We start from the raw sequence: 23,256 nt of genomic DNA on the forward strand, positions 1-23,256 counted from the left end.
GGACCCGCCTCGAACGGCGCACCGCCACCGCCTGAACTCGGACCCGGCCCGGCAAGCACCTTGCCGGGCCGGGTCCTTCGTGTGCTCGTCCTGGTGAAGCCGCACTCGCGTGAACCGGCCCGCGACACGGCCCATCAGCTGGTCGAACATCACCTGCCATCGGGCAGGCACTACGCTGCGACCTGCGGCCACCGCGAGATCGTTACTCTTCACAGACCGATGATCAGCGGTGGCCGTACTCGCTCCCGTGCCAGTGCCAGCGAAGCCAGCCTGGATCGAGGCGCGGCGCCCTGCGGAAGGAACTGGCAGACCACGCCCTCGAACTGCTGCCGCAGCCGCTCGGGGTACGGGCCGAGTCTGCCGATCGGTAGAGATGCGGTCGTCATGCCCCGGGATCATACCGAGCTGGCGAGCAGCTCAAGTTCGGGGTGGTGACCTCGATTTGACACCTGCGCTGCGGACAGTCGAGGAGCCCTCGACCGAGGTCCTCGACAGCGGGGAAGTCGACGTGGGTGCCCGGATCCGCTGGGTCCACGCCGCACCGGCTGATCCGGACGCACCCGACGACCCGGGCCCGCTCACCTTCTGCGGCATCGCGACGAGCGACCTGGAGCGGGAGCCGTACAGCCCCGACGAACCGGGAGCCACTTGGTACCCGCCGTCCCAGCGGACCCGCCGTTGCCGGAGCTGCGAAGCCGCACTGCAATCTCTGTGAGGTCCCGCACCGGCCGGTCGCGGCGAGCCGGCGCCGGGGCGGCGGGATGGCGCCAGGACCTGCCCGTGAGCGCCGGCAGTTGCGGCGGCGGGGCGCTACGTCACTTCACGGTGACCGTGACCCGCCAGGGGATGACGACCCGTGGGCAGACGTGTCCGGGGTCGGGAACGCAGTGCCTGAAGGCGGTAATGCCACTCGTGCCGCGGCTGATCGCCTGAAATCCGGCCGACGCGTCTCCGTTCGGCGAGGTGCCGGCGTCGTGCGGTCGGAGGACCTTGGGATCGCCGGCCTTCGGTGCGCTCCACACCCAGGTCTGCCCCTGATCCCGGAGGTGGGTCAGCCTGACCTTGATCACGTCGTTGCGCGCCACCGTCACGGTGCGGCCGTCGTCCGCATTGGTGAGCATGACGGCGCGGGCGAACCGGGCGTGGGACGGGTGGGCGGCGGCCGACGCCGTCGCGGCGACGGACACCGTCGTCGCGGTCAGCGCCAGCCCCAGAGCCAGCGGAGCGGCCAGAAATTTCGCGGTGTGCACGGGTTGCTCCCAGCGGTGGACGAACTCGTTGGTGAACGTCCTACACCGTCACCACGGCCCGGCGCCGCCGCCGTCCGGCCGATTCACCCTATTTCGCGAATCGTTGGCATCTTTGCCCACGTCCTCCACGAACCCCGCCGGCCGGCCGCTACCCGCCGAACTCCCGCTCGACTCGCGCCAGCTCCTGCTCGGCCTCCACGCTCTTCGCGGTACCGGACTCGGCGACGATCGTGAACCAGTGCCCGGCCAGCAGCGGATCGTCCTGGCCGACGTATAACAAGGCAAGGTTGAAGGCGGATTCCATGTGCCCGGTCTCAACCGCCGTCCGCAGCCGGGAGATCGCCTCCTCGCAGTGGCGTCGCCTAGCTTGGCCGGCAGCACCGCACCCGGGGTGCCGCGAGGCTCCCGGTCCACTCGTCGGCAACCGGCGGCGCGCAGGCGCCGCGGATGGGGGAGTCACGTGATCTCCGCACTACGTCGGGCCGGGCCGGCCAGGCGGACGGCAGGCCGGCGGGCTCCCGGTTCGTTCGGCCCATCGCGCGGCAGCTGAACGGCACTTGGCGAGTGCTTGGGCAGTACTTGACGGCGGTCGGGCGAGTGGCGGACCCAATCTTGAGCGTGCGGTTCGGGTGTGGGAGGGTGTCCCGCCGATCGGTTCCGGGCCGGCGGAGTCCGGGCCCGTCGGCGCCGTGCTCCGGCATTCTTCGGCAGTTCTCATCAGCGGTGCGGATCAGCGGCATGGGCTTGCTGCGCGAGTACGGGGGCAGTGGAGATGGGCCTGGTCGCCGGACAGGATGATGTTGAGCAGTCCCCGCCGAGGCGGGACGGCTACTATCCGGCAGCAGGGGCCCCTGTCGGCACCACGCTGATCGGCCTCGGCAGACCCGCAAAGGCCGAGGGCGTGCTCCGGGAGAGCGCCGGGCTCTGCGGATCGCCGCTCGTTCCCTCCCACCACCGCACCCTGGAGGCTGAGTTGGTTCTCGGTACGGCACTCGCCGCCCAAGACCGCCACGCCGGGGCGGTGGAGACGCTCACGGCCACCCGAACGGCCCGGCCGGAGCACTTCGGCACGGCGCACCCGAGCACCTGGCATCCAAGCACCGCGCAGCCGAACACCGCACGCCCGAGCTCCCTCGCCGCCGCACCCGGGTTAGCGCAGCGGGCGGGACAGCAGCGGCAGACCGGCTGACGACATCGGGCCGAGCAACGGCCACCCGCCAGGCACCGACGACACGCCGCCGCCGAAGCCGCCGGGCAGCCACCCGGTTGCGCGCCCCGGGCGACCGGACACCGACTTCCGGTGAACTCTTCGAACGCAGTACGAGCCGGGCAAGTGACCCGGTCGGCACAGGAGCTGGATACGAGAACGCCTTGACTTCCTCCCCCTCGTGAACGAGGGGGATTCCCCTCAGCCTCGCGGCTGGGCCGCTGTGCGTTTGCGCTGCGGTGGGACCACTTCCTGCTTCACCGACGATCGCCCGCTCGGAGTGTTCCGTTGAGGTCTTACACCGTCTCCACAGGCTGCAACCACCAGTCCGGCGGCCAGGAGGTTACGGGCCGCGTTCACGTCCCGGTCGTGAACCGCTCCGCAGCCGCAGCGCCATTCACGGACATTGAGAGGCATCTTCTCGCGGACGGTTCCGCACGCCGAACACAGCTTGGAGCTGGGGAACCACCGGTCGACGGTCACCAGGTCGCGGCCGTACCAGGCGCACTTGTACTCCAGCATGGTCCGCAGCTCGCTCCACGAAGCGTCCGAGATGGCGCGGGACAGCCTGCGGTTCCCCAGCAGGTTGCGGACGGACAAGTCCTCGATCACGACCACTTGGTTTTCGTGGACGAGTCGAGTCGTGAGTTTGTGCAGGAAGTCCCTGCGCCGGTCGGCGATCCGCGCGTGGATCCGAGCGACTTTCCCGCGGGCCTTCTCCCGGTTGGCAGACCCCCTGGCCTTGCGGGACAGCGCCCGCTGAGCCCTGGCCAGACATTCCCCGTCCTCGCGTTCCGATCGGGGATTGGCGATCTTCTCCCCGGTGGAGAGCGTCACCAGCGAGATGATACCCGCGTCGATGCCCACCGCCGCATCCACGGCCGGGAGAGGCTTGACGGCCGGGTCCTCGCACAGCATCGAGACGAACCAGCGTCCCGCACTGTCCCGGGAGACGGTCACCGTGGACGGGGCCTGCCCCTCTGGGAGAGGCCGGGACCATCGGATCTCCAGTGGCTCCGTCATCTTCGCCAGCGTCAGCTTCCCATCACGGAAGCGGAACGCGGACGCGGTGTACTCGGCGCAGTCGCGGGACTTCTTCTTCGACTTGAAGCGGGGGTGCCTGGCTCGCTTCGCGAAGAAATTGGTGAAGGCACCTTGCAGATGTCGCAGGGTCTGCTGGAGCGGGACGGAGGAGACCTCGTTGAGGAACGCCAGTTCCTCGGTCTTCTTCCACGCCGTCAGCATCGCCGATGTGGCGTTGTAGTTGATCCGCTCGCCCCGCAGCGACCACGCCTCGGTACGGGCACGCAACGCCAGGTTGTAGACCTTGCGCACGCACCCGAACGTGCGCGACAGCTCAGCTGCCTGCGCATCGGTCGGATAGAAGCGGAACTTGTACGCCCGCTTCACGTGAACGGCCTGCACGGATCACAAGGTGCCGCGAACTCGCGGCCTGGTGCGGGTGATTCACCTACCGAGACGCCATACCGCCCAGGCGGCGGTCTGGCTTTCCCTGTCCCACTACGCGGGAGCATTCGTTTCCTCCCCCAGCTGAAGCTTGGGGGTATCCACGAAGGAGATCAGATGAAACTGACCGGTACTCCCTTCTACATCCTCACGATCGTCCTCTTCCTAGCCTCCATCGTGCTGGCCGTGGTGCAGTGGGCAAGGCGAGGAGGCGGCGGCGGTCAGGGGAGCCGGCGCGGCAACCGGGGCCGGGCACCGCAGGCCAAGCGCGGGCCGCTGCAGTTCGTCGGCTATCTGGCGACGATCCTGTTCTGTCAGTCCACTGCCGTGCTGATGGTGTTCGTGATGGTCAACAACTCGAACCTGATCTACGACAGTTGGGGCGATCTGCTGGGCACCAGCAGCCATGTCCGGGCGGTTCCGGTGCCGCCCAAGGACAACGGCATCGCGGCCGACGCCGGTGCCGACAAGAACCGGCAGAAGGTGATCCAGTCCTTCCACGGGGTGGACGACAACGCGGTCCCCAAGGACGTCAAGGAGACCGACCTCAAGGGCCAGCTCTCCGGAGTGGACGGTGAGGTCCTGGTGTGGACGCCGCCGGAGTACGACGACCCCGCGTACAAGGACAAGGCCTTCCCCGTGGTCGAGTTGCTGGCCGGGTTCCCCGGCTCCTCCAGCACCTGGTTCGGCACCATGGACGTCTCCAAGCAGTTGGCGCCGCTGATGAAGTCCGGTCAGGTGGCACCCTTCATCCTGGTCTCGCCCCGGGTCACGCTGCTCGGCAAGAACACCGACACCGGCTGTGCGGACGTTCCGGGCAAGGTCAACGCGGAGACCTGGCTGTCACGGGACGTCCCGCAGATGGTGCTGGACAACTTCCGGGTGGACGCCTCCCCCGATCGCTGGGCACTGGCCGGCTACTCGGCGGGGGCGCACTGCGCCACCAGGCTCGCGCTGGCGCACCCCAACCGCTACCGGGCCGCGATCAGCATGTCCGGCTACAACGACCCGAAGGAGGAGTCCGATTCGCTGACCGCGAAGGACCCGCACCTACGGGAGGTCTCCAACCCGCTGTACCTGCTCACCCACGCGGCCACCCCGCCGAACGTGGCCCTCTACGAGACCGGTAACAAGGGCGACGGCCTGGAGGACGCACTGGCACTGCAGAAGGCGGCGAAGTCCCCGACCTCGGTGACACCGTTCGAAACCCACGGGCCGCACCTGAGCGCGACCTGGAAGCCGCTCGTGGTCCCCACCTTCAAGTGGCTGACCGGGATCATCCCGCCCCAGCACTGAGCGTCGTACGGACCGCCGCTCAGGTCTCCCCCAGGTCGCCGTCCAGTTCCTCGTCGAGGTCTCCCTCGGCGAGTTGGGCGAGGGCCTGGTCGAGCCAGTCGAGCCAGAACGTCTCCAGGCCGATGCCCGCCTGCAGCACCAGGTGCTGCAGGCGGGCTCTTTCGTCCGCCACCGAGGCGAAGTCGCGCTGCGCGATCTCCCGGTACTCGGCGAGCTGGCGCCGGTGCAGCTCACGGTGCCGGAGGAGTTCGTCACCGAGCCCGCTGCCGGCTCCCGCCGTACCGACCACCGCCGCCGCGCGCAGCCGCAGCACCAGCGCGTCCCGGACCGGCCTGGGGTCCTGGCTCTCACCGACCCAGGCCACCAGAGCGTCCCGACCCTCGGGCAGGACCTCGTACTCCTTGCGTCCGCCGCGGGCCGGCTGCTGCTGGGGCAGTTCGCGGATCAGCCCCGCCTCCTCCAGCCTGCCCAGCTCACGGTAGATCTGCTGGTGGGTGGCCGGCCAGAAGAAGCCGATCGACTTGTCGAACCGGCGCGTCAGCTCCAGCCCCGAGGACGGCTTCTCCAGCAAGGCGGTGAGGATGGCGTGCGGCAGCGACATGGTCGGGGGAGCCTCCGGCAGGTGCCAACGGGTATCACAGGGCATCCTACGGATGCGCCGCGGGCCGGAGCACGGAGCGCCGTTCGGAGCGCGGCCGCCCGGCCCGGCGCACGGACCTCGCCGGGCCGGGCGGCCGAGCCGCACGCGCCGGTCGGCACCCGATGGCACGGACACCCGATCGCACCGCAGGAGGGCCCCACCGACGTGGGCCCGACCGCAGAGGTCAGAGCGCGGCCGCGAGCCGGGTGCCCTGGTCGATGGCGCGCTTGGCGTCGAGTTCCGCGGCCACGTCCGCACCCCCGATCAGGTGCGGCCGGACGCCGAGCGCGACCAGTGCGTCGTACAGCTCGCGTCGCGGCTCCTGCCCGGTGCAGACCACCACCGTGTCGACGGGGATGCTCTCCTCGCGGCCGTCCACGGTGATGTGCAGTCCGACGTCGTCGATCCGCCGGTAGCTCACACCAGAGAGCATGGTGACGCCGCGGCGACGGAGTTCGGTGCGGTGGATCCAGCCGGTGGTCTTCCCCAGCCCGGCGCCGACCTTGCTGGTCTTGCGCTGGAGCAGGTGGACGCTGCGCGGGGCGGCGGCCCGCTCCGGCCGGCCGAGGCCGCCGGGAGCCTGGTACTCGGTGTCGATGCCCCACCGCCGGTGGAACACCGCGCCCTCGAGTGCCGCGGCGTCCCCGGGGTCGGTCAGGAAGGCCGCGACGTCGAATCCGATCCCGCCGGCCCCGAGGATCGCCACCCGCTCGCCGACCTCGGCCTTGTCTCGCAGCACGTCCAGGTAGCTCAGCACGCTGGGGTGGTCGATACCGGGGATCTCGGGGGTCCGCGGGGTGACTCCGGTGGCGAGCACGACCTCGTCGTAGCCCCCGGCGGCAAGCGCGTCGGCGGTCACCGCGCTGCCGAGCCGCAGTTCGACCTGCTCGGCCGCCAGGCGGTGGCGGAAGTAGCGCAGGGTCTCGTCGAACTCCTCCTTGCCGGGCACCTGGCGGGCGATGTTGAGCTGCCCGCCGATCTCACCGGCCGCCTCGTACAGGGTCACGGCATGACCGCGCTCGGCGGCGGCGACCGCGAGCGCGAGGCCGGCCGGACCGGCGCCGACCACGGCGACCCGCTTGCGGTGGCGGGTCGGGCCGAGCACCAGCTCGGTCTCGTGGCAGGCACGGGGGTTGACCAGGCAGGAGGTGATCTTCCCGCTGAAGGTGTGGTCCAGGCAGGCCTGGTTGCAGCCGATGCAGGTGTTGATGGTCTCGGCCCGGCCGCGTTCGGTCTTGGCGACGAAGTCCGGGTCGGCGAGCAGCGGCCGGGCCAGCGCGACCATGTCGGCATGGCCCTCCGCGAGCAACTGCTCGGCGATCTCCGGGGTGTTGATGCGGTTGCTGGTCACCAGCGGAATCCGGACCGCGCCCATCACCCTCTTGGTGACCCAGGCGAACGCGCCGCGCGGCACGGAGGTGGCGATGGTGGGGATGCGTGCCTCGTGCCAACCGATACCGGTGTTGATGATGGTCGCGCCCGCCGCCTCGATCGCCTTGGCGAGGGTGATCACCTCGTCCAGGCTGGAGCCGCCGGGCACCAGGTCGAGCATGGAGAGCCGGTAGATGACGATGAAGTCGGGACCGAGCCGCTCGCGGACCCGGCGGACGATCTCGACCGGGAAGCGCATCCGGTTCTCGTACGAGCCGCCCCAGCGGTCCTCGCGCCGGTTGGTGGCAGCCGCGATGAACTCGTTGATCAGGTAACCCTCGGAGCCCATGATCTCGACGCCGTCGTACCCGGCCCGGCGGGCGAGTTCGGCGGTGCGGACGAAGTCCTCGACGGTCCGCTCGACCTCGTCGTCGGTGAGCGCGCGCGGCGTGAACGGGCTGATCGGCGCCTGCAGCGCGCTGGGTGCGACCAGGTCGGGGTGGTGGGCGTAGCGGCCGAAGTGCAGGATCTGCATGGCGATCCGGCCGCCCTCGCGGTGTACGGCATCGGTGACGACGGTGTGCTGCGCCACCTCCTGGTCACAGGTCAGCTTGGCGCCGCCGCTCCAGGGACGGCCCTCCTCGTTCGGGGCTATCCCGCCGGTGACGATCAGCCCGACGCCGCCGCGGACCCGGGCGGCGTAGAACTCGCCCATCCGCTCGAAGCCGCCGGGTGCCTCCTCCAGGCCGACGTGCATCGAACCCATCAGCACCCGGTTGGGCAGCGTGGTGAACCCCAGGTCGAGCGGGCTCAGCAGGTGGGGGTACGCGGTCATCCAGCGCCTCCTCGCGCGAAGTCGTCGCCTCACGGTAGGGCGGGCGGGCGCATATATGCAACTAGTTGCACATTCGTGGTCGCCGACTGCGCGGACCGGCAGGGCGCGCGTCCGCTCTGCCGCACGCCCCTCGCGCCCTCGCGCACTCCCCCGCTGACCGGCGGGACGATTTCCCTCCTGTGGGTGTACGTACCGGCCGGCGGAGGCCCAAGACTGGGGTCATGTCCGCTGATGCAGTCACCAACATCGCCGCCGAGCCGACGCGTTCGGCCTCCACAGGACGCATGGCCGGCCTCGACCTGGCGCGCGGCCTGGCGGTGCTCGGCATGTTCGCCGCCCACGTCGGACCGGTGCAGGGGGAGGACGGACCGATCGGCCTGGCCGCCCAGTTCGCCCACGGGCGCGCCTCGGCTCTCTTCGCGCTGCTGGCAGGCGTGTCGCTGACACTGATCGCCGGGCGCAGCCCCCGGGTCGGGCGGGCCGGTCGGCAGGCCGCGGCCAGGATCGCGCTCCGGGCCCTGATCCTGCTGGCCGTCGGCAGCGCGATGACGGCGATGCACGCCCCGGTCGACGTCATCCTCGCCTACTACGGCCTCTACTTCCTGCTGGCCCTGCCGCTGAGCCGGCTGCCGGCCGGCCCGCTGGCCACCGCCGCGCTGGGCTGGGCCCTGCTCGGCCCGCAGCTGTCGTTCGTGCTCCGCGCCGGCCTCGACACCCGGGACTGGAGCGAGCCGCTCACCGCACTCGACCCGATCGCCCACCTCAGCGGCGGTGAAGGGCTGGTGGCCCTGCTGCTCACCGGCAACTACCCCGCACTGACCTGGATGCCGTTCGTCCTCGGGGGCATGGCCCTCGGGCGGCTGGATCTGACCTCCGCCCGGCTGCGCTCCCGACTGGCCGCCACGGGAGCGGCGCTGATCGGCCTCGGCTACGGCGGCGCCTGGCTGGCCTGTCGGCTGGTCGCCACGGACGTGGACTGGTGGCACGGCGCCGAGGAGGGCACCGTGAACACCGCCGACCCCGCCGGACTGCTCACCGCGGCGCCGCACAGCGGCACCACCTTCGAGATCCTGGGCTCGCTCGGCGTCGCGGTGAGCATCGTGGTCGCCTGCACCACGCTGCTGGCCCGGCGCCCCTCGGTCGGCACCCGGCTGCCGGTCGCGCCGGTCGCCGCCGTGGGCGCGCTCTCGCTCTCCGTGTACGTCGGGCACATCGTGCTGATCGAGGCGCTGGGCGGGGACGACCTTCCCGACTCACCCGCTGTGCTGCTGGCCGCCTTCAGTGCGCTGGCCCTGGCACTCGCCTGGATGTGGACCCGTCGCTTCCGCCGCGGCCCACTCGAGGCGGCCCTCCACCGGGCCACGCTGCTGGCCCGCTTCGTCCGCTGAGGCCCCGGGCGGATCCGAGGGTGGAGGAGTGCGGGAGTAGCCGAGATCCTCGGTGTCCACCCGCAGGCCGTCCGCTACCGGATGCGCCTGGTCGAGCGCGCCTTCGGCGACCAACTCGCCGACCCGGACGACCGTTTCGCCAACGAGGTCGCCTTCCGCGCCCTCCACCTCCGGGGCGGCGGCCCGCCCTGAGCCTCCGTCCGGGCCGCGCCCGCCGTACCACCGCCGGCTTCACCGTCCGGCGCTGCTCAGGGAGTTCGGGGGCTCGGCGGGTTCAGGGGCTCGGCGAGTTCAGGGAGCGCAGCGACGGCCCCTGGCCGGCAACCGCGCTGCGCCGCTCGATCAGCACCACGTCCCGCCACACGCCGTGATGGCAGCCGACCCGCTCCCGGACGCCGATCGCCCGGAAGCCGGCCCGGCGGTGCAGCGCCAGACTGACCGTGTTCTCCGGGAACACACCCGACTGGATCGTCCAGATCCCGGCCCGCTCGGTCGACTCGATCAGCTCCCGCAGCAGTGCCATGGCCACGCCCCGGCCGCGCGCCCCGGGGTGCACGTACACCGAGTGCTCGACCACACCGGCATACGCGGCGCGCCCGGACACGGCCGAGGCCGCGACCCATCCGAGCACCCGGCCCTCGGCGTCGACCGCCACCGCCCGGTGCTCCGGCAGCTTGGCCGCGTCGAACTCCTCCCAGCCGGGCGCCGCCGTCTCGAAGGTGGAATTCCCCTCCTCGATCCCGGACCGGTAGATCGCCAGTACCTCATCGGCATGTGCGGCGGTCATCGGAGTGATCACGAAGTCAGCCACGGCCACCCTCCCCAAAGATCAGCGCCTCCCGCCAACGCTACCGCGCCGTCAGCCGACCAGGTCCGCGAGTTCCGCCAGGTCGACCGCCCGAGGTTCATCCGGGCTCACCACCGCCGCCGTGGCCTGGTACTTCTCGTCGTCCCAGTCGAGCAGGTGCAGTTCCTCGAAGCGGCTGCGCAGCGGCACCCCGTCGACGGCGGCGAGCGGCAGGGCGGAGAGGTCGACCGCGCCCATGGTGTCCAGGGTGAGCCGGCCGATCTTGATCAGCGCCTCCTTGCGCACCCACTGGCGCAGGAACGCCCGCTGCGGGTCCGTGTGCTTCTCGACCAGCCGCAACTCGCCCTCGGTGAGCACCCGTTCCAGCACGTCGGGGTGCGTCCCGGTCCGCTCCGCCAGCTCCACGTCGACCCCCACCTCCCGATAGCCGGCGGCCGCCGCGACCACGCCCTTGGTGTGCGAGATGCTGACGTGGACTCCGGGGTGGTCCGGCAGGTACGGCTTGCCGTGGTCGGCCTTCCCGCACCCGGGGCAGGACTGGGCCAGCGTCACCTCCGTGGCGGTGGCGCCAATCAGCCGTGCGGCGCACAGCCGGACCAGGATGTGCGCCGCCACGAAGTCCCGGCGGGTGGCCTCCTGCCGGAACCGCGCCGCGCGCTCGCGCTCGCCGTCGGTGAGCAGGCGCTCGTCGGCCCGGGGGTGTCCGAGCACCTCGACGCTGGCGGCGACCACAGCCAGCGGGCCGCCTCCCCTGCGGTCCGTGTCCGTGCCGTGCTGCATCCCGCCGCCTCTCGTTGTCCACCCCGGCACGCTGCCGAGGGCCGAAGGACAACCTATGAGGCGGCGCAGGCACGGATCAATCCGTATCCTCCACATCTCCTACATGCTAATGCGTATATAGCTATTGACTCATTAGTAGCGACCTGGATAGAACATCCCCGACAACCCGCCACCAGGAGGCCGTCATGGCAGTCCCGACCGTTCCCCGCATACTCCACCGCCATCTCGACGTCGACGGCGTGCGCATCTTCTACCGCGAGTCGGTTCCCACCGGAGCTCGCGACGACGCACCGACCATGCTGCTGCTGCACGGCTTCCCCTCGGCCTCGCACCAGTACCGCCGCCTGATCGACGCCCTCGGCTCCCACTACCGCCTGATCGCCCCCGACTACCCGGGCTTCGGCCACAGCGACGCGCCCGCCCCGACCACCGACGGCGGCACCTTCAGCTACACCTTCGACCACCTCGCCGACATCACCGAGCGCTTCCTCCAGGAGCTCGGCCTCACCCGATTCGTGCTCTACGCCTTCGACTTCGGCGCACCCGTGGGCTTCCGACTGGCCACCCGCCACCCCGAGCGGATCGCCGGGCTGGTCGTCCAGAACGCGAACGCGTACGAGGAGGGGCTCTCCGAGGCGGCCAGGTCGTTCATCGCACTGCGCCCTCAGGCCCCGGGAGCCGCGCAGACCATCCGCGAGCTGCTCACCCTCCCGGCCACCCGGGGCCAGTACGAGGGCGGGACCACCGACCCCCGCCTGGTCGCACCGGACGGCTGGACGCTCGACCAGCACTTCCTCGACCTGCCGGGCCGCACCCGCCCCCAGCTGGACCTGGCCTTCGACTACCACTCCAACGTCGCCCGCTATCCCGAGTGGCAGCAGTGGCTGCGCACCCACACCCCACCGGCCCTGATCCTCTGGGGCCGCAACGACCCGTTCTTCCCCGAGCCCGGCGCCCGCGCCTACCTCCGCGACCTTCCGGACGCCGAGCTCCACCTGTTCGACACCGGCCACTTCGCGCTGGAGGAGAACCTGCCCGAGATCGCCCCGCTGATCGCCGACTTCCTCGACCGCCTGGGGCCCTGAACCCGTCGGCCCGGTAGCGCCCACCGCTACGCGAGCAGGGCCGCCACCAGCACCTCCCGCTGCGCCGCCTGCCAGGCCTGCAACCGGTCCCAGCGTCCCCAACCGCCGTGCCCGGCAAGCAGATCCAGATAACCGGGATCACTCGCGGCGACTCGCCGGGCGACGCAGCAGGGCCCCGACCGAACACAGTGCCTCCTACGTCAGCGCCCAGCGCGGATACGGCGGCACGGCGACCTCCCCGGGAAGGAAGGTGAGCCGTTCCCGCCCGGCGACGGGCGGCCCCACCGGGGTCGGCGCACCGTCGAACCCGTGCGCCGCCAGCTCCCCGAGGTACCGGTGCAGCGCTTCGGCATGCCTCGGCGCGGGCCGCTCGACCACCTCGCCCCGCCGGAACACCGCACCGGCGTTGACCGTCCCGCCGGTCAACTGCTCGCCGTCCCGATCCACCATCGACCCTCCTGCCCGGCAGCGCCTACGCCCAAATCCTCTCAGTACGACTGGAGTTCGAGCAGACTGCCGTCCGGATCGCGCAGGTGCGCGGTCCGCATGCCCGGCCCCCACTCGGGCCGGTCGGCGGGCGCAGCCACCGCCAACCCGCCGTGCCGCAGGCAGAGTTCGAACCCGGCGTCCACGTCGGCGACCCGGCTGACCAGCATCGCCCGGTCCTGGGCCGCCGCCTCGGCGGGCAGCCCCGCGGCACCGACGACCTCGGCCATCGCCCCCCGGTCGAAGATCCGCAGCACCCCCTCATCCTCGACGTCCCAACTGGCGTACGGGCCGGCCTCGGTGCCACCCGTCCGCCGGGCGCCGATCAGCGCCGGCAGCACGGCGTCATAGAAGCGGAAGCAGTCCGCGTAGCGGTGCACCAGCAGGCGCGTGTGAAGGGCATCCATCCCCGCCTCCAAATTAGTAGGTGAAGACCCATCATTGGCGTGAGCCTACAATATGTCCGTGAGCGAAACCGAGACCCCGCCGAGCCTGACCGCGCTGACCACCTACCTGCTCTCCAATGTCGGCAAGACCGCCCGCACCCGGCTCGCCGAACGGCTGGCCGAGCACGGGCAGCGCCTGTGGCACATGGCGGTACTCGCCGCCCTCGCCGACTTCGGCCCGCACGCGCAGCGCGACCTCGCCGCCCGGCTCGGCATCGACCCGAGCGACATGGTCAAGATCGTCGATGAGCTGGCCACGGCCGGACAGGTCGAACGCAACCGCGACCAGACCGATCGCCGACGCGTCTCGGTCACGCTCACCCCCGCCGGACGGAGCGCGCTGGCCGCCCTCACCGCCGAGGCCAACGCCGTCCAGGACGCCGTCCTGGCCCCGCTCACCGAGCCGGAGCGCGCCCAGCTGCACGCCCTGCTGACCCGCGTCCACCAGGGCGGCTGAGCCCGGCCGCGCAGCGACTCGACCAGGCACCCAACGGCTGACCGCTCCGCCACCTCGCCGCAACCGTCAGCGACCCCGGCGCTCCCGGGCGAGCACGGTCACCAGGGCGTCCTCGAACAGCGGCAGGTCGGCCGGCCTGCGGCTGGTGATCAGGGTGTTCGGGCCATCGGCGCAGATCCGCACCTCCTCGTCGACCCAGGTGGCCCCCGCGTTGATCAGGTCCGTCCGCAGACTCGGCCAGGAGGTGAGCGTACGGCCGCGGACCACGTCGGCCTCCACCAGCAGCCACGGGGCGTGGCAGATCGCCGCGACCGGCTTCCCCCGGACGAAGAAGTCCCGCACCAGGTCCACGGCCGCCCGGTCCAGGCGCAGGAAGTCCGGGTTGGCCACACCACCGGGCAGCACCAGTCCGGCGTAGGGCTCGGCGGTGGCCTCCGCGACCGTGACGTCCACCGCGAAGGTGTCCGCCTTGTCGAGGTGTCTGAAGGCCTGGATCCGCCCCGGCCCGGTCGAGATCAGCCTGGGCGTGCCGCCGGCCTCCAGGACGGCCTGCCACGGCCCGGTCAGCTCGCGCTGCTCCGCCCCCTGCCGGGCGACCAGGAAGGCGACGGTGAGTCCCTGCAGCGTGACCATGGCGACTCGCTCCTCTCCGAGCCCCCTCACTGCCGAGGGGACTTCCGTATCAAGCGTGCGCACGGACGAGCCCGGCGGCAGCCGCTCCGCCGACGGGGCCCGCTCATCCGGCGCCGTCCGGTTTCGACGGCGGACACCCGGACATACCTTCTGCCATGACCTCGGCGGCCCCGGCCCGACCCCCCGGCCCGCACCGGCACCCGCCCGAAACACCGCCGCCCGACCCCGCGAAGGAAGGACGCCCATGACCGCCAGCCTGGCCCTGGACGTGGACCGGATCCGCCGAGAGGCCCAACGGACCATCGACGCCGGACCGGTACGGAGCGCGTACGGGCCGGACATCGAACGGGTGATCAGCGTCCTCAACAACGTGGTGGCCGCGGAGGTGGTCGGCTGGCTCCGCTGCACCCGGCAGGCGATCCTGGCGCAGGGTACCGCCCCCGCCGGCGCGCTATTCGAGGCCCAGGCCGACCGGAAGATGCGCCACGCGGTCGCGCTGGCCGACCGGATCGTCCAGCTCGGCGGGCAGCCCAACTTCGACCCGGCGACCCTCGCCCAGCGCGCCCAGACGGACTACTCCACCGCGGACGACGCCGCGCTGCGCGCCATGCTGGAGCAGAACCTGCTGGCCGCCCGCGTCGTCGTCCCCACCTATCGCCAGATCGCCGGTTGGCTCGGCGACCACGACCCGGCCAGCCGCCGGCTGATCGAGTCGGTCCTCGCCGATGAGCAGCAGACTGCGGCCGACCTCGCGGCCCTGCTCGAAACCCCGGCGCCCCCGACCGCCCCGGCGCCCCGCTCCGCCCCGCGGTGACCCCGGACCGCTGACCCGACGCGTGAGGGCCCGTCACGGACGACGGACCCTCACGCGAACTCGGCGGTCAGTGATGGCCGCTGGTCACCTTGCGGTACTCCTCGGCGCTCGGCCTGGCGATCTGGCCGTACGAGCCGAAGTAGTACTTCGACAACCTGGCCCGCAGCCGGTTCGTCCGGCTCGGCTTGCGGGCGACCCCGTTCTCGTCCACCTCGGGAGGCAGCTCGATCGGGGCGTACTGCTCGTACGCGGTGTACGTGTACCGCTGTTCGGGCGTCAGCGGCTCGTGCACCTCGATGAACTCGCCGTGCGGCTTCCGCACGATGATGCCGCTCTCCCGGCCGTGCAGGACCTTCTCCCGGTCACGGCGCTGCAGGCCCAGGCACCAGCGCTTGGTGATGTAGAAGATCACCACCGGGACCACGAAGAAGCCGATCCGGCAGGCCCAGGAGATCGCGTTGAGCGACATGTGGAAGTGCGTGGCGAACAGGTCGTTGCCACCGCCGACCAGCAGCACCACGTACAGGCCCATCCAGGCGGCGCCGAACGCGGTCCGCACCGGCGCGTTGCGCGGCTTGTCCAGGATGTGGTGCTCGCGCTTGTCACCGATCACCCAGTTCTCGAAGAACGGGTACAGCCAGATGGACAGCAGCACCAGCGGGAAGACCACCAGCGGGATGAACACGCCCAGGTTCAGCGTGTGCCCCAGGAATCGGATCTCCCATCCCGGCATCAGCCGGATCAGCCCCTCGGAGTAGCCCATGTACCAGTCGGGCTGGGCGTCGGTGGACACCTGGTCGGGCCGGTACGGGCCGTACCGCCAGATGGGGTTGACCGTGGCGATCGCGGAGATCGCCGAGACGATGCCGAACACCAGGAAGAAGAACCCGCCGGCCTTGGCCATGTAGACCGGCATCAGCGGCATGCCGACCACGTTCTTCTCGGTGCGTCCGGGACCCGCCCACTGGGTGTGCTTGTGGTAGAAGACCAGGATCAGATGGGCCACCAGCAGCCCCAGCATGATGCCCGGGATCAGCAGGACGTGGACGGTGAACAGCCGGGGGATGATCGCGGTCCCCGGGAACTGCCCGCCGTAGAGGAAGAACATCAGGTACGTACCGATGATCGGCACCGCCAGGATCGCGCCCTCCATGAACCGCAGACCGGTACCGGAGAGCAGGTCGTCCGGCAGCGAGTAGCCCATGAAGCCGTCGAACATCCCGAGGATCAGCAGACCCGCGCCGAACAGCCAGTTGAGCTCGCGCGGCTTGCGGAAGGCCCCGGTGAAGAAGACCCGCATCATGTGGACGTACATCGACGCGACGAAGAGGATCGCCGCCCAGTGGTGGATCTGGCGGATCAGCAGGCCGCCGCGGATGTCGAAGCTGATGTCCAGGGTCGAGGAGTACGCCTCCGACATCCGGATGCCGTTCAGCGGCAGGTACTTCCCGTGGTAGACGGTCTCGCCCATGCTCGGGACGAAGAAGAGCGTCAGCCACACCCCCGTCAGGATGATGATGACGAAGGTGTAGAGCGCGATCTCGCCCAGCATGAACGACCAGTGGTCCGGAAAGATCTTGCGCAGATTGGCCTTGGCGAGGGAGTAGATGCCGAGCCGGCCGTCGGTCCAGTCGGCTGCCGCCTCCCACTTGTTGTCGGGATTGGCCCTGGAACCCGGCGCGTCCGCACTCGTACTCGTGCCCGAGGGCGCGCCCGCCTTCCTGCCAGGCGGGGGGCTGGTTTCGGCGCTCATGCGCTGCACCCCCGGGCGGCCGTGGCCGGGGGGCGGGGGGCGGGGCGCGGGGCTGGCGGAGGGATCATCGGGGCTCTCTCGGTGTTGGGCGGTCAGATGCGCAAGGCCGACGAGAGTGAACCGACTGGCTCGGCGGCCGGATCGTGGTGGAGGACGGCCGGTGACCACCGGACGGGGCGGGTGCGGGGTCGTCGACGGTGCCCTCGACTTCGGATTCTCGTTGCGAACCGCGCTGCCCGCCCGCCCACCGAGGCGGACCGGGCCTCCACCGCAGAGTCGGGCCGTCACGGCGACGGATCTCCCGGACCGGCTTCGGGCACGGCACTGCTGGACCATGCTGCCGGGCGGCCGACCGGCTTGCACGTCCATCCGGTCCGCCCGGACGTGTCGCTAGGCCGTTGGGGGTACCCCGGCCGCCGCCGGCCGACCGGTGCGGACGCGGTGGGGCAACGGCCCCGTAGGCTGTCCGCCGACCGGTGCAAGACCCCCTGGGAGCGCGGGTGCGGATGCCGCGCGACCTGCCTAGCGTGGTCCCGTGACCGAGCAGCCGACCGAGACCGAGCGGACAGTGACTCAACTCCCGCGCCGGATCGCGGTCCGGTTCCCCGAACGGCCGGGGCCACGGCGATGAACGCCGCGTCCGGACCACCACACACCTCAGGGCGGTCACCCGGCAGGCCGTCGGTGTCGAGGAGGAGTACCTGCTCACCGATGCCGGCACCCGTGATGTCCCTCCGGACGGGGCCGCGGTGGTCGAGCGTGCCGGGTGGGGCTCGGAGAGCCGGTGCCCCCGGAGCCCCCCGGTTCCGGGCCGAGGCGAGGCCCCGGCCGCGCGGCGCCGAACGGTAGCTCGTTCCGGGGGACTCGTTCGGGACTGGGAGGTCCGGATGCCCATCTCTCGCCGACGGCTGCTGGCCGCCGCGACCGGCTCGCTGCTGGCGGGCTGCGCCGCCGCGCCACGGACGGCGGGCAGGAGGAACACCTCGGCCGCACCGGGCGTCCCGGCGTCACCCGGTACGAACCGTCAGGCGTCCCCCTCCGTCGCGCAGGTGACCCGTGCGGCGGTGGTCGCGCGCTACCGGGATCGTCGGCAGTGCTCCGCCGTTCACGGCGGCGGTGAAGCCGACTCGCCCGCGTCAGCGGGACAGGTGGTGAGCCGGCTTTCCCCGGCGCCCGGAACGCCGGGGAGGCATACGCCCCGCCGGACGGACCTGGCCCGCGGCCGTCCCCCGGCACGGGGCGCCGGCGCGAGCGCTCTGCGGACCGGGCCGGAGCACGGCCCCGACGATGGCCGTTCGCACCCGGGCGCCGCACGGTGACCCCGGACGACGGGCGCCCGTCCGGTCCACCGCCGGACCGCCGCCGGGACACGGACGCGGGGACCGCCCGGCCGCGCCGCCGCGCGCGGCAGGGCGGCCCGGTCCGGCGGCCCGTCACCCGACCGGTGCGCCCGCACGCCCCGGCCCCGCACGTCCGGGGCGAAGGGGTGGTCTCCCCCGGACTGCGCCGGGCGGCCGGGTACGCGTGGCGGCTGCTGGTCCTCGGGGTGGCGGGCTACGCCGCGTTCACCGTACTGGAGCGGCTCCAGCTGCCGGCCGTCGCGATCTTCTTGGCTCTGGTGGTGACCTCCGTACTTCGGCCGGTGGCCGATCTACTGGACCGGGCGGTGCCCCGGTCGCTCGCGGTGCTGATCGCCCTGCTGGGCGCCGTCCTGCTGCTGGCCGGTCTGTTCACCCTGGTCGGGGAGGTGGTGGCGAGTCAGTCGGCACAGCTCGGGAGGGAGTTCCACGGCGGGATCGGGCGGATCGAGCAGTGGCTGGAGGGGCCGCCGCTGAACATCGACCCCACGACGGTCGCCGGTCTGCAGGGGAAGATCGCCGACTTTCTCTCCAGGCACCGGTCCATGCTGATCACCACGGCGGTCACCGGGGCCAGCCGGCTGGTGGAGGCGGCCACGATCGCCGCGCTGGCGCTGTTCCTCTCGGTCTTCTTCGTCTACTCGGGTGACCGGATGTGGGGCTGGTGCCTGCGCCAGCTGCCCGCCGGCAGCCGCACGACCTGCTCGCGGGCCGGTCGGGTGGCCTGGGGGACGTTCGCCGGCTACACCCGGGGCATCGTCATCGTGGCGGCCAGCAACGCCGTCCTGGTCGGGCTGGCGCTGTGGGCGCTCCGGGTGCCGTTGGCCCTGCCGCTGACGCTGCTGGAGTTCTTCGCCACCCTGGTTCCGCTGGTCGGGTCCCCGATCGCGATGGCGATCGCCGCGGTGGTGGCCCTCGCGACCCGGGGGCCGGTCACCGCGCTGATCGTTCTCGGCCTGATCGTGGTGATCGGCCAGATCGAGGGGCACCTGCTGCACCCGCTGGTGATGAGCTGGGCGGTCCGGATCCACCCGGTGGCGATCGCGCTGTCGGTGACGGCCGGGGCGGTACTCGCGGGCGTGATCGGTGCCGTTGTGGCGGTCCCGCTGGTTTCGGTCGCCTGGGCGGTGGTCAGCGAACTCCGCGGCCGTACCTGAGCTTCCCCGCACGTCGGATCTCCGCCGAAAAGGGGTCGCGAGGCGGCCCCGGAGAGCGGGATCATCATCGGATGACCTGGACAGTTCCTGAAGTCACCCGTGTCGCGGGCTCTCTGGTCGCCGGCGAACGCGAGATGCTCGAGGGCTATCTCGCCTGGCAGCGCACCACCCTGCTGCACAAGTGCGCCGGCCTGACGGGCGAGCAGCTCGCCGGCCGCACCGTACCCCCGTCGAACCTCTCCCTGCTCGGACTGCTGCGGCACATGGCCAAGGTCGAACGGATCTGGTTCCGGGAGCGGTTCGCGGGTGAACAGGTGGAGCGGCTGCACGACACCGCCGACTCCAAGGCCGCCGACTTCGCCGAGCTGGACCCGGCCCGCGCCGCCGAGGACTACGCCCGGCTGGTCGAGGAGTGCCGTCTGGCGGACGCCGTCGTCGCGGGCGCGAAGCTGGACGACACCTGTACGCACGACGGCGAGGTCCTCTCGCTGCGCCTGATCTACCTACACATGATCACCGAGTACGCGCGCCACCTCGGGCACGCCGATCTGCTGCGGGAGCGGACGGACGGTGTCACCGGCGGCTGACGCCCGCTCCACCGAACGCAGTGACGCACCATCACCGATCCGGCCCGGTTCCGCCTGCCGGATCGAGGAATATCCTCCGGACATGAGACAACCCGAGACCACCCAAAACCGTCCCACGGCCCGGTCCGCCGAGTCGGCACGGTGTCCGGTCCTGGCGGTACGGCCTTGAACGCGGCCAGCAGGAAGGTGCTGACGGTCTGTCTGGCCGGTGGCCTCACCACCATGCTGGACAACTCGGTTCTCAACATCGCGGTACCGGCGCTGCGGAGCTCGCTGCACGCCGGTGCCACTCAGGTGCAGTGGCTGGTCGCCGGGTACTCACTGGCCTTCGGGCTCGCGCTGATACCCGGCGGCCGGCTCGGTGACGAGCGCGGCCGCAAGCCGTTCTTCGTCGCGGGCATCGCGGTGTTCTTCGCGGCCGGGCTGCTGGCGAGCACCGTGCCGATACCCGAACTGCTGGTACCGCTGAGGCTGTTGCAGGGTGCCGGGGCCGGCCTGGTCAACTCGCAGATGATCGGGACCATCCAGGACGTCTTCACCGGTCCGGAACGCACCCGGGCACTCGGCCTCTACCAGGTGGTCTGCGCGGTGGGCATCGCGCTCGGACCACCGCTCGGCGGTGCCCTGATCGCCGTGGCCGGCCCCGACTGGGGCTGGCGGCTGGCGTTCCTGGTCAGTACGCCTTCCGGTCTGGCCACCCTGATCCTGGCGGTGCGCCACCTGCCGCCGCCCCGTCGCCGGGCGGGCCGGACCGACCTGGACCCGGTCGGCCTGCTGCTGGTGGGCGCGATGACGCTGGCGGTGATGCTGCCGTTCATCCAACCGTCCGACGCCACCGGCAAGTCGCTGTGGGCACTGGCGGCCGCCGCGCTCACCGGGGTCTTCCTTCTCTGGCAGCGCCGGTACGCAGCGGCGGGCCACCGCCCGCTGCTGCACCCGGCGTTGGCCCGCTCGACGCCGTACGCACTGGGAACGGTGGTGGCCATGGGCCAGTTCGGCTCCTCGCTGGCCGCCTCACTGGTGCTGGTGATGTTCCTGCAGGACGGACTCGGCCTCTCGCCGCTCGCCGCGGCTGCCGTCACCCTGCCCTCGGCCCTGGCGATGGCCGGTGCCTCGGCGGTCGCCTGGCGGGTGGTGCAGCGGATCGGACGGCACGTGGTGGCGCTCGGTCTCGCGCTCGCCGTCCTCTCGCTGCTGCTGAGCGGCCTTGCCGGGCGGTACGCGCCGACGGGCTGGCTGCCGCTCCTGCTGGCGGCGGGTCAGCTCTGCTCGGGCGCGGCCTCCGGGCTCTCCGTCTCACCCAACCAGGCCGCGGTGCTGCGGCACGCTCCGGCCCGGGCGGCGGGAGTCGCGGGCGGGATCCTGCAGATGTCGCAGCGGATCGCGGGCGCCGTCGCGGTCTCCGCGGTCTCCGGCATCTACCTGCACGGCTCGGCCGGTACGGGCGCCGACCCCCGAGCCGCGTACTGGCACGCCGTCCTGGCCTGCACCGCCCTGGTCACCCTCGCGCTCATCCTGACCCTCCTCACCGGCCGTCGCACCCCACCCCCGGACGGCTCCGTCCCCTCCCCTCGAACCGGGACGACCCGGCGTTCGGGCACGCGCATCGGGTCGGCATGAGTCCGGCGGTCGCGGTCAGCCGGTGGAGAGCACCGTTCGGAGGGCCTCGGCCACCGACTCGCGGCCCGAGGTGAGTTCGAGGGTGCGCCCGGCCGAGGACGGGGTGTCCAGGAGGGCGAGCAGCACCTGGGCGACGTCGTCGCGCGGTACGGAGCCGCTGGGCAGCGGTGGTGCGGCCAGGTGGACCAGCCCGCTGCCCTGCTCGTCCGTCAGGCGGCCTGGCCGCAGGATCGTCCAGGCCAGGTCACGGTGGCGCAGTTCATCCTCAGCGAGGGCCTTGGCCCGGAGGTAGGCGGCAAACTCCGGTTCGGTACCCGGGTCGTCGGCGCGGTCCAGGCCCATGGTGCTGATCATCAGGTAGCGGCCGACCCCGGCGAGGCCCGCGGCGTCGGCGAGCAGGACGGCGGCGGCCCGGTCGACGGTCTCCTTTCGCGCGCTGCCGCTGGCCGGGCCCGCGCCTGCGGCGAAGAGCACCGCGTCGGCGCCGTGCAGGTGTTTGGCGAGATCGGCCGCCGGGGTCCATTCCAGGTCGCAGACGACTGCCCGTGCGCCCAGCGACTCCAGGTCGTGGACCTGTTCGGGCTTGCGGATCAGCCCGGTCACGGTGTCGCCGCGCTCCGCGAGCAGGCGTTCCAGGCGACGGGCGATCTGGCCGTGTCCACCGGCGATGACGACATGCATAGCGGCGACGGTACCGCCGCACCCAGGACGCGCCGCTGACCGACACCGATGCCTTTCGCGGAGCGCCGCTTCGCACCGAGCGCCCGGCAAGGCGGCGCCCGGCGCGGGGCCGCACTCCTCCCTGGCGTGCCGGTCGCGCGGCCCCCGGCCGCCGCCCGGGGCAGCCACCGTCAGCGGTAACCCGAGCCCTGTGGGGCGAGTTGACGTCACAGCAGGCCATCGACGGGCGCTGCCCGACCGGAACCGCCCGTCAGTCGACCGGTGCCTTCTCGCGGAGGACCTCGACGAAGGCGCGCATCCAGCCCGGGTGGTCCGGCCAGGCCCGGGCCGAGACCAGGACGCCGTCCACCACCGCGTCACCGTCCCGGTAGTCGGCGCCGCCCGCCTTCACGTCCGGCTCCAACGCGGGGTAGGCCGCGCTGCGGCGGCCTGCCAGCGAGCCGGCGGCCAGGGTGATCAGCGGCCCGTGGCAGATCTGGGCGACCGGCTTGTCGGCCTCGAAGAAGTGGGCCACGATCCGCTTGACCTCGGCGTCGTTGCGCAGGTACTCGGGGGCCCGGCCGCCGGGCAGCACCAGGGCGGCGTACTGCGCCGGATCCACCTCCGCGAAGGCGGTGTCGGCGTCCCAGGTGTAGCCGGGCTTCTCGGTGTAGGTGTCGAAGCCCTCGACGAAGTCGTGCACCACGAACTGCAGCTTCTTGCGCGCCGGCGCCGCGATGTGGACTTCGTAGCCCTCCTCCAGCAGCCGCTGGTACGGGTAGAGGACCTCCAGCGACTCCGCCGCGTCGCCGGTGATGATCAGGATCTTGGGTGCCATAACGGGTTGGATTCCCCTCCGTCCGCCCACCTGCTGTGGGGCCATGCACACCCTGCCGTCCGACGGGCGGTCCGGGCAATCCGCCACCGGCTCCGCACCGGGCGTGCGCCCCCGGGCTGCCCCAGTGCGCCCGGATGCTCCCCCACCCACCTGCCGGAGGTACCGGATCAGACCGACCGGACGTACTCCGCGCGCGTCCGCGCCATGGTCGGCCTACGGTGCTGACGAGGCTGGTCAGTGCCCTGCAGAGGGACCCGGCCCGGTCCGGCGCCACGTCGCCCGGGAACCGTGCCGACCGGCACCCCGGGGTGTCCGGCATC

General features: G+C 71.8%; 24 protein-coding genes and 1 pseudogene. 11 read left to right on the top strand and 14 right to left on the bottom strand.

The window, feature by feature from the left end; genetic code table 11:
- Positions 1-209: 209 nt before the first annotated feature.
- A complete protein-coding gene (locus ABD369_RS31200; protein ID WP_344639946.1) occupies positions 210-386 on the bottom strand; it encodes a hypothetical protein in 177 nt (58 codons plus the stop codon).
- Between the two features lie 56 nt (positions 387-442).
- Here ABD369_RS31200 and ABD369_RS31205 point away from each other — a divergent pair, with 56 nt between their 5' ends.
- A complete protein-coding gene (locus ABD369_RS31205) occupies positions 443-715 on the top strand; it encodes a hypothetical protein (protein WP_344639947.1) in 273 nt (90 codons plus the stop codon).
- 100 nt (positions 716-815) lie between these two features.
- On the opposite strand, the gene ABD369_RS31210 is transcribed toward ABD369_RS31205, so the two are convergent.
- Together ABD369_RS31210 and ABD369_RS31215 are read right to left on the bottom strand one after the other, a co-directional pair.
- Positions 816-1,250, bottom strand: a complete 435-nt coding sequence (locus ABD369_RS31210) for a hypothetical protein (protein ID WP_344639948.1) — start codon at positions 1,248-1,250, stop codon at positions 816-818.
- Positions 1,251-1,398: 148 nt separating this feature from the next.
- Complete coding sequence (locus tag ABD369_RS31215; protein ID WP_344639949.1) at positions 1,399-1,530, bottom strand: hypothetical protein; 132 nt, start codon at positions 1,528-1,530, stop codon at positions 1,399-1,401.
- Positions 1,531-2,016: 486 nt separating this feature from the next.
- On the opposite strand from ABD369_RS31215, the gene ABD369_RS31220 reads away from it, so the two are divergent.
- Entirely contained in the window at positions 2,017-2,439 is a 423-nt protein-coding gene (locus tag ABD369_RS31220) for a hypothetical protein (protein ID WP_344639950.1), read from the top strand.
- Positions 2,440-2,658: 219 nt separating this feature from the next.
- Here ABD369_RS31220 and ABD369_RS31225 read toward each other — a convergent pair whose 3' ends face one another.
- Positions 2,659-3,882, bottom strand: coding sequence for an RNA-guided endonuclease InsQ/TnpB family protein (locus ABD369_RS31225; RefSeq protein ID WP_344639951.1), 1,224 nt, complete (start codon positions 3,880-3,882; stop codon positions 2,659-2,661).
- Positions 3,883-4,041: 159 nt separating this feature from the next.
- Between ABD369_RS31225 and ABD369_RS31230 the strand changes: the two genes are divergently transcribed.
- Positions 4,042-5,220: an alpha/beta hydrolase gene (locus tag ABD369_RS31230; protein WP_344639952.1), complete on the top strand. Its 1,179-nt coding sequence runs from the start codon at positions 4,042-4,044 to the stop codon at positions 5,218-5,220.
- 19 nt (positions 5,221-5,239) lie between these two features.
- On the opposite strand, the gene ABD369_RS31235 is transcribed toward ABD369_RS31230, so the two are convergent.
- The gene (locus ABD369_RS31235) at positions 5,240-5,821 is read right to left on the bottom strand and encodes a PadR family transcriptional regulator (protein ID WP_344639953.1); all 582 of its coding nucleotides are present in this window, start codon (positions 5,819-5,821) and stop codon (positions 5,240-5,242) included.
- A gap of 223 nt (positions 5,822-6,044) precedes the next feature.
- Positions 6,045-8,066: an NADPH-dependent 2,4-dienoyl-CoA reductase gene (locus tag ABD369_RS31240; protein WP_344639954.1), complete on the bottom strand. Its 2,022-nt coding sequence runs from the start codon at positions 8,064-8,066 to the stop codon at positions 6,045-6,047.
- A 221-nt stretch (positions 8,067-8,287) separates the two neighbouring features.
- Here ABD369_RS31240 and ABD369_RS31245 point away from each other — a divergent pair, with 221 nt between their 5' ends.
- Together ABD369_RS31245 and ABD369_RS31250 are read left to right on the top strand one after the other, a co-directional pair.
- Positions 8,288-9,454 (top strand): DUF418 domain-containing protein, encoded by a 1,167-nt coding sequence (locus ABD369_RS31245; protein WP_344639955.1) that lies wholly within the window; start codon positions 8,288-8,290, stop codon positions 9,452-9,454.
- A gap of 45 nt (positions 9,455-9,499) precedes the next feature.
- Positions 9,500-9,646 carry a helix-turn-helix domain-containing protein gene (locus ABD369_RS31250; RefSeq protein ID WP_425557822.1) on the top strand — a complete coding sequence of 49 codons (147 nt, stop codon included), beginning with the start codon at positions 9,500-9,502 and terminating at the stop codon, positions 9,644-9,646.
- Between the two features lie 82 nt (positions 9,647-9,728).
- Here the strand turns inward: ABD369_RS31250 and ABD369_RS31255 are convergent, their stop codons facing one another.
- Together ABD369_RS31255 and ABD369_RS31260 are read right to left on the bottom strand one after the other, a co-directional pair.
- Positions 9,729-10,241 (bottom strand): GNAT family N-acetyltransferase, encoded by a 513-nt coding sequence (locus ABD369_RS31255; protein ID WP_344640022.1) that lies wholly within the window; start codon positions 10,239-10,241, stop codon positions 9,729-9,731.
- A gap of 72 nt (positions 10,242-10,313) precedes the next feature.
- Positions 10,314-11,042: a 4'-phosphopantetheinyl transferase family protein gene (locus ABD369_RS31260; protein WP_344639956.1), complete on the bottom strand. Its 729-nt coding sequence runs from the start codon at positions 11,040-11,042 to the stop codon at positions 10,314-10,316.
- Positions 11,043-11,227: 185 nt separating this feature from the next.
- On the opposite strand from ABD369_RS31260, the gene ABD369_RS31265 reads away from it, so the two are divergent.
- Complete coding sequence (locus ABD369_RS31265; protein WP_344639957.1) at positions 11,228-12,127, top strand: alpha/beta fold hydrolase; 900 nt, start codon at positions 11,228-11,230, stop codon at positions 12,125-12,127.
- Positions 12,128-12,325: 198 nt separating this feature from the next.
- Here ABD369_RS31265 and ABD369_RS31270 read toward each other — a convergent pair.
- Positions 12,326-12,577 (bottom strand): annotated as a pseudogene (locus ABD369_RS31270) (aminoglycoside phosphotransferase family protein); the annotation flags it as partial.
- A 38-nt stretch (positions 12,578-12,615) separates the two neighbouring features.
- Positions 12,616-13,020 (bottom strand): VOC family protein, encoded by a 405-nt coding sequence (locus tag ABD369_RS31275; RefSeq protein WP_344639959.1) that lies wholly within the window; start codon positions 13,018-13,020, stop codon positions 12,616-12,618.
- A 58-nt stretch (positions 13,021-13,078) separates the two neighbouring features.
- Between ABD369_RS31275 and ABD369_RS31280 the strand changes: the two genes are divergently transcribed.
- The gene (locus tag ABD369_RS31280; protein WP_344639960.1) at positions 13,079-13,516 is read left to right on the top strand and encodes a MarR family winged helix-turn-helix transcriptional regulator; all 438 of its coding nucleotides are present in this window, start codon (positions 13,079-13,081) and stop codon (positions 13,514-13,516) included.
- Between the two features lie 66 nt (positions 13,517-13,582).
- On the opposite strand, the gene ABD369_RS31285 is transcribed toward ABD369_RS31280, so the two are convergent.
- Complete coding sequence (locus ABD369_RS31285; protein ID WP_344639961.1) at positions 13,583-14,149, bottom strand: type 1 glutamine amidotransferase domain-containing protein; 567 nt, start codon at positions 14,147-14,149, stop codon at positions 13,583-13,585.
- A gap of 244 nt (positions 14,150-14,393) precedes the next feature.
- Here ABD369_RS31285 and ABD369_RS31290 point away from each other — a divergent pair, with 244 nt between their 5' ends.
- Positions 14,394-14,963: a ferritin-like domain-containing protein gene (locus tag ABD369_RS31290; protein ID WP_344639962.1), complete on the top strand. Its 570-nt coding sequence runs from the start codon at positions 14,394-14,396 to the stop codon at positions 14,961-14,963.
- A 67-nt stretch (positions 14,964-15,030) separates the two neighbouring features.
- Here the strand turns inward: ABD369_RS31290 and qcrB are convergent, their stop codons facing one another.
- Complete coding sequence (gene qcrB / locus ABD369_RS31295) at positions 15,031-16,716, bottom strand: cytochrome bc1 complex cytochrome b subunit (RefSeq protein ID WP_344639963.1); 1,686 nt, start codon at positions 16,714-16,716, stop codon at positions 15,031-15,033.
- A 1,315-nt stretch (positions 16,717-18,031) separates the two neighbouring features.
- Here qcrB and ABD369_RS31300 point away from each other — a divergent pair.
- The 3 genes from ABD369_RS31300 (at position 18,032) to ABD369_RS31310 (ending at position 21,438) form a co-directional block, all read left to right on the top strand.
- Positions 18,032-19,231: an AI-2E family transporter gene (locus ABD369_RS31300; RefSeq protein ID WP_425557821.1), complete on the top strand. Its 1,200-nt coding sequence runs from the start codon at positions 18,032-18,034 to the stop codon at positions 19,229-19,231.
- 71 nt (positions 19,232-19,302) lie between these two features.
- On the top strand, positions 19,303-19,818 hold the full coding sequence (locus ABD369_RS31305; RefSeq protein ID WP_344639964.1) for a DinB family protein: 516 nt from the start codon (positions 19,303-19,305) through the stop codon (positions 19,816-19,818).
- Between the two features lie 165 nt (positions 19,819-19,983).
- Positions 19,984-21,438 carry an MFS transporter gene (locus ABD369_RS31310; protein ID WP_344639965.1) on the top strand — a complete coding sequence of 485 codons (1,455 nt, stop codon included), beginning with the start codon at positions 19,984-19,986 and terminating at the stop codon, positions 21,436-21,438.
- Positions 21,439-21,453: 15 nt separating this feature from the next.
- Here ABD369_RS31310 and ABD369_RS31315 read toward each other — a convergent pair whose 3' ends face one another.
- On the bottom strand, positions 21,454-22,119 hold the full coding sequence (locus tag ABD369_RS31315) for an SDR family oxidoreductase (RefSeq protein ID WP_344639966.1): 666 nt from the start codon (positions 22,117-22,119) through the stop codon (positions 21,454-21,456).
- A gap of 250 nt (positions 22,120-22,369) precedes the next feature.
- A complete protein-coding gene (locus ABD369_RS31320) occupies positions 22,370-22,936 on the bottom strand; it encodes a DJ-1/PfpI family protein (protein WP_344639967.1) in 567 nt (188 codons plus the stop codon).
- Positions 22,937-23,256: the final 320 nt, after the last annotated feature.

It is taken from the genome of Kitasatospora cystarginea (genome assembly GCF_039533515.1).
Taxonomy (GTDB): domain Bacteria; phylum Actinomycetota; class Actinomycetes; order Streptomycetales; family Streptomycetaceae; genus Kitasatospora; species Kitasatospora cystarginea.

What these genes read in the sequence shown, in the direction of transcription:
- ABD369_RS31200 (WP_344639946.1), bottom strand. Translation starts at nt 386, where the DNA reads ATGACGACCGCATCTCTACCGATCGGCAGACTCGGCCCGTACCCCGAG.
- ABD369_RS31230 (WP_344639952.1), top strand. Translation starts at nt 4,042, where the DNA reads ATGAAACTGACCGGTACTCCCTTCTACATCCTCACGATCGTCCTCTTC.
- ABD369_RS31235 (WP_344639953.1), bottom strand. Translation starts at nt 5,821, where the DNA reads ATGTCGCTGCCGCACGCCATCCTCACCGCCTTGCTGGAGAAGCCGTCC.
- ABD369_RS31240 (WP_344639954.1), bottom strand. Translation starts at nt 8,066, where the DNA reads ATGACCGCGTACCCCCACCTGCTGAGCCCGCTCGACCTGGGGTTCACC.
- ABD369_RS31245 (WP_344639955.1), top strand. Translation starts at nt 8,288, where the DNA reads ATGTCCGCTGATGCAGTCACCAACATCGCCGCCGAGCCGACGCGTTCG.
- ABD369_RS31255 (WP_344640022.1), bottom strand. Translation starts at nt 10,241, where the DNA reads ATGACCGCCGCACATGCCGATGAGGTACTGGCGATCTACCGGTCCGGG.
- ABD369_RS31260 (WP_344639956.1), bottom strand. Translation starts at nt 11,042, where the DNA reads ATGCAGCACGGCACGGACACGGACCGCAGGGGAGGCGGCCCGCTGGCT.
- ABD369_RS31265 (WP_344639957.1), top strand. Translation starts at nt 11,228, where the DNA reads ATGGCAGTCCCGACCGTTCCCCGCATACTCCACCGCCATCTCGACGTC.
- ABD369_RS31275 (WP_344639959.1), bottom strand. Translation starts at nt 13,020, where the DNA reads ATGGATGCCCTTCACACGCGCCTGCTGGTGCACCGCTACGCGGACTGC.
- ABD369_RS31285 (WP_344639961.1), bottom strand. Translation starts at nt 14,149, where the DNA reads ATGGTCACGCTGCAGGGACTCACCGTCGCCTTCCTGGTCGCCCGGCAG.
- ABD369_RS31290 (WP_344639962.1), top strand. Translation starts at nt 14,394, where the DNA reads ATGACCGCCAGCCTGGCCCTGGACGTGGACCGGATCCGCCGAGAGGCC.
- qcrB (WP_344639963.1), bottom strand. Translation starts at nt 16,716, where the DNA reads ATGAGCGCCGAAACCAGCCCCCCGCCTGGCAGGAAGGCGGGCGCGCCC.
- ABD369_RS31305 (WP_344639964.1), top strand. Translation starts at nt 19,303, where the DNA reads ATGACCTGGACAGTTCCTGAAGTCACCCGTGTCGCGGGCTCTCTGGTC.
- ABD369_RS31315 (WP_344639966.1), bottom strand. Translation starts at nt 22,119, where the DNA reads ATGCATGTCGTCATCGCCGGTGGACACGGCCAGATCGCCCGTCGCCTG.
- ABD369_RS31320 (WP_344639967.1), bottom strand. Translation starts at nt 22,936, where the DNA reads ATGGCACCCAAGATCCTGATCATCACCGGCGACGCGGCGGAGTCGCTG.